Origin of the sequence: Bartonella sp. TT67HLJMS, assembly GCF_042193375.1 — a bacterium.
GTDB classification, from domain to species: Bacteria; Pseudomonadota; Alphaproteobacteria; order Rhizobiales; family Rhizobiaceae; genus Bartonella; species Bartonella grahamii.
On sequence record NZ_JBHILP010000024.1, the window covers coordinates 1 to 4,751 of the forward strand.

The 4,751-nt window shown below is 37.5% G+C and carries 1 protein-coding gene; it reads right to left on the reverse strand.

The features are described 5' to 3' along the window. On the reverse strand, window positions 1–3,905 hold a 3,905-nt coding region (locus tag ACFIJQ_RS08720), incomplete at its 3' end, for a beta strand repeat-containing protein (protein ID WP_375629937.1). Window positions 3,906–4,751 lie beyond the last annotated feature (846 nt).

Here is a 4,751-nt window from a genome sequence, read left to right on the forward strand (position 1 = left end):
TTGCCTGAGACATCACCGTGAATGAGAAGCCTATCGGTTTTTTGATCGGCACTTGCTACGCCATCACTCCAAGCAATATTGAAGTAAATCTTTGCATCACCAGAGGCTTTGTAAACTTCTTGTGTGTCTGGTTTACCAGAACCTATATGCAATGTGTGATAATGCTCTTCTGTTGGTTCGCTAAAGATAATGGAGCTATTATCGAGATTAAGCGTGGAAACATCAGAACGAGATCTTTGAGCAATATCAAGCAGTTGACCATCTTCATCTGTTTCATGGGCACTGTTTTTTACAATCCATTGTGTATTGTTTTGCAAATTAAAGATTGTTTTAGGGCTGTTAATAATTTTTGCTCTACCCTCTAATATGGAGTCATCAGAATTGAGGGTGAAAGTGAAATTATTTCCTTTTGTTGAATCTTTGTTTACTAGTAAAACATCACCACGGATTTCTGATTTTTCGCCAAGATTGACTGTGCCGGTTGACTCATCTACATTAATTCCAGTACCGTTTTTAATGTGAAGCTTTGCGTTGGTTAAATTAATTTCTGAGGTTGTATCTTCTTCAGGATTTTCAAATTTTATGCCATTTTTCTCTGCTGTTGCAGAAATATTTGTTGCATCAATATGCCCACCGTTTTCAACAGCTAATGCTGCCTCTGTTCCTGTTATACTTCCTGTCATCATTGTGATGGTGGAGTCTAAGCCGGTTGCATGGAGGGCATAACCATTAGATGATGTAATTTGGGCATTTTCAGCTAAAGTAATGGTGCTTCCACTCTCTGCACGTATCCCCACATTGTTTCCAGCAAATGATCCTCCAGAGATTGTGATTTGAGAATGATCCATTGCCATTACGCCGGTGAATGCTTGTGTAATGTGTACATTTTCTAAAGTGATATTGCTTGCTTGGGCATTTAATCCTGTAAATATGATCGAGTTACCTTTTCCATTGCTTGATATTGTCACATCTTCCAATTTGTTTTCGTTGCTCTTACTGTTTGAAATGGTAGCACCAACTGTAGAAGTTGTAATGGTTCCCTTCTTCATTTTGATTACGCCGCCGTCTTGTGCAAGGAGTCCAGTCGAAGTGTCTTTAATATCTGTTCCACGCAATTCGATCATACTATTAGAATTGATAACACTTGCACCTAATCCGCTAAGCTGCTTTTCTGTTGTGATAGTAACACCTGTGACCGTAATATGACCACCACCTTCCGCACTCAATGCTGTACGGTCCCCTTTGACGTGTCCTTTATTCATTGTGATGGTAGAGTTTAAACCGTCTGCACGGAGTCCATAACTATTAGATGAGGTAATTTGTGCTGCATCGTCTAAATTGATGGTGCCGCCATCTGCTACATATATTGTTTCATCTTCTGCCTTAAATGATCCCCCAGAGATTTTTATTGTAGAATTGTCATACGCAGCTACGGCATTAATTGCGTCAGAGATGGTTACATTTTTTAAAGTGACTTTACTTGTTTCTTCTGCTTGAATTCCATAGCCTAGTAGCGCACCGCCTTTACTACTTGATATTATCACATTGTCCAGATAGTTTTCTTCGCTCTCACTTTTAGAAAAGACAGCACCAGCTACAGAAGCTTTAATGCTTCCCCCAGTCATACTGATTGCACCATTGTTTTCTGCTTTAAGACCAATTGCACTATCACTGACCGTTGTATTTTCCAACTCAATCACACTTTTAGAGCCATCAGCATCTGCACCGATACCATCGTCTGTTGTTTTTAGAGTACCATCTGTGATGGTAATATGTCCGCTATTTTCTGCAGACAATGCTATTATTTTTCCAGCTACAGTTCCTCCAGTCATCTTGATTACGCCATTGTCATGTGCATAGAGCCCAGAGTTATCAGATGATGTAATTTGTGCATTGTCGGTTAAAATAATGGTGCCGCCGTTTAGAGCAGCGATTGTTGCTAGTTTTGCATCAAACGATCCTCCAGTAATCTCTATTTTAGAATTACTATCTGAAACAACGGCGTTTTCTGCTTGTTTTACGTTTACATTTTCTAGAGAGACTATACTTTCTTTTCCTGCATTGATTCCATTGACTAGTAGCTCATTCTCTTTATTGCTGGATATTATTACATTCTTCAGTTTGTTTTTGTTGCTTTTACTTTCCGTAAAGCGAGCACCAACGTATGAGGCATTAATGGAGCCTCCATTCATACTGATTGCACCCTCTTTTTTTGTCTGAAGTCCAACTATACTATTTTTAATCTTTGTATCATCTCCAGTTAACTCAATTAGACTATCTTTACCCTCAGAAAATGCACCAAAACCACTTGTAATTGATTCGTTATTTTCAATGGGATCGGCGCCATCTATTGTTAGGGTAACATTTTCTACCGTAATGTGTCCGCCATTTTTTGCTCCAACGACTCCTGTTTTTCCAGTTACTTCTCCTCCGGTCATGTTGATTGTGGATTCTTGTTCTGCCATGAGCCCAACGTTATCAGATGATGTAACTTTAGTATTGTCTTTTAAAGTGATTGTGCTGCCGTTTTCAGCGTGTATAGTTACCTTTTTAGAGTCAAACTCTCCTTTAGAGATTGTTATTTCAGAATTACTATCTGCAGATATACCACTGTCTGCTTGAGAGAATCTTACACCTTCTAAATCAACTTTACTGTTCTTCTCTGCTTTTACTCCAAAGAGTATAGGTGTTCCGCCTTCATTACTTGATATTTCTACATCCTTTAGTTTGTTCTTGTCGCTATTACTGTTCAAAAAGTAAGCACCAGCTTGTGAAGCTTTAATGGAACCTCCATTCATAGAGATTGAGCCACCATTTTGTGCCACGAGTCCAGAGTTATTAGATGATGTAATTTGAGCGCCCTCTATAGTGATGTCACTGTTTTTCAAGGCAGCTATTGTTGCCTCTTTTGAAGCGAATGAGCCTCCAGTGACCTTTACTTTAGAACTATTATTTGCAAGAATAGCGTTTTCTGCTTGTTTTACGGTTACATCTTCTAAAGTGACTGTACTGTTCTCTTGTACCTTTACTCCAAAGGTTATTTGTTTTCCGTCTTCATTACTTGATATTGTTACACCTTTCAGCTTATTTTTGTCGCTGTTACTGTTCAAGAAGCTAGCACCAGCGTGGGAAGCATTAATAGAGCCTCCAGTCATGGAGATCGTGCCACTTTCTTTTGCCCAGAGTCCAGAGTCGTCAGATGATGTAATCGTAGAATCGTTTATAGTGACTTTGCTGTTTTGCGAGGCAACTATTGTTGCTTCTTTTGAAGCAAATGAACCTCCAGTGATTGTTATTGTAGAGCCACCTTGTGCACTTACAGCATTGTTTGTTTGTTTTATGATTACATCCTTTAAAGTGACTGTACTGTTTTCTGCTCCTGCTCCGAATCCCAGTAGTGTTTTATCATCACCGCTTGATATTGTTACATTTTCCAGCTTGTTTTTGTCGCTGTTACTGTTCATGAAGATTGCACCAAAATCAGAAGCATTAATGGAGCCTCCAGTTATGGAGATCGTGCCACCGTCTTTTGCTTTAACACCTACGATAATGGCAGAATCAGTTCCTTTAATGGTTGTTTTATCCCCCGTTAATGTGATCATACTGTTCTTGCCTTCAGCTGTTACAGCAGCGGGTGATTCTAAAGAAGATGATCCGGGAGGAGGGGTGATACCGCCTTCGCTGGGGCCTTTATTGGTGTCTTTATTTCCGGTTACTGTTAAATTTTCACCAGTGATTTTGCCACTTTCTTTTGCATGAAGAATTTCATAGGATTTTCCGGTTTCTCCGATGACGCTTTGTCCTTCTCCTGAAGCTTCAAGAGATTCAGCATGTGCATTGGAATAGATACTAGAGAGTATGATCGCGACTGTTGCTGTATATGATAAAAGGGATTTTTTATACACCCGTATTCTCCTTTGAAGTCCCCAATATTCATTTCCCCACCGACCTCATAAGAAGAATAGAAAATGAGTTACTGTTCTTAGTGTTGTTACATTACCTCTAGCTCGGTAAGCTATTTTTACTTCTCTGTCAAATATTTTAAATAATCTTCATGAAAATGCATATTATGTATAGTTTATTTTTTATTAAATGAGTTTATTGATTTTCTGTTTGTAGTGGGATTATTTTTTATATCTTGATAAAATAATAAACATAATTTTTGATAATTACTGAGAGTTCTTTATGTCTCTTAAGACATTTTATAATAATTATTCGAATATATTTTACGATCCTATCGTTTATAGTTTTTTGTGTTTTTTCTTGTTTGAATATTTTATAGACAAAAAATTTGTTTGAGTTTTCAGATGAGGGGAAAGTTTCTTATAATTGCTTATCTTATTGAGGGCGATAAAACAGACATATCTTCAGTTTAAAAACGTAATTAATAAAGAGCTTTATGTTAAAGCTTTAAATGAAAGGTACTTTGGTCAATAAAACTGCCTTTTTATTAAAAGGTTTCCGCTTTCATTATTTGTGGGTTTTAATATATTCTGGATAAAAATACCTTATATTTTTTTTGATAAAAAGGGAGGGGGTAGTTTTAGTGTCATTAGGATTTATATAAAGCGAAAAGGCAGCACATTGAGCTGCCTTTTTTTAAATTGAATAGAATGATAGGCTATTTTTACAGCCTTGTCTTAAAACTGATAGCGTATTCCACCTGAAAAGCTAGCACCACTTATACCAGTTTTCTGAAGCTTTTGTTGATAGCTTACATCACCATGAAGGGAGAAATTGTGAGACAGTTG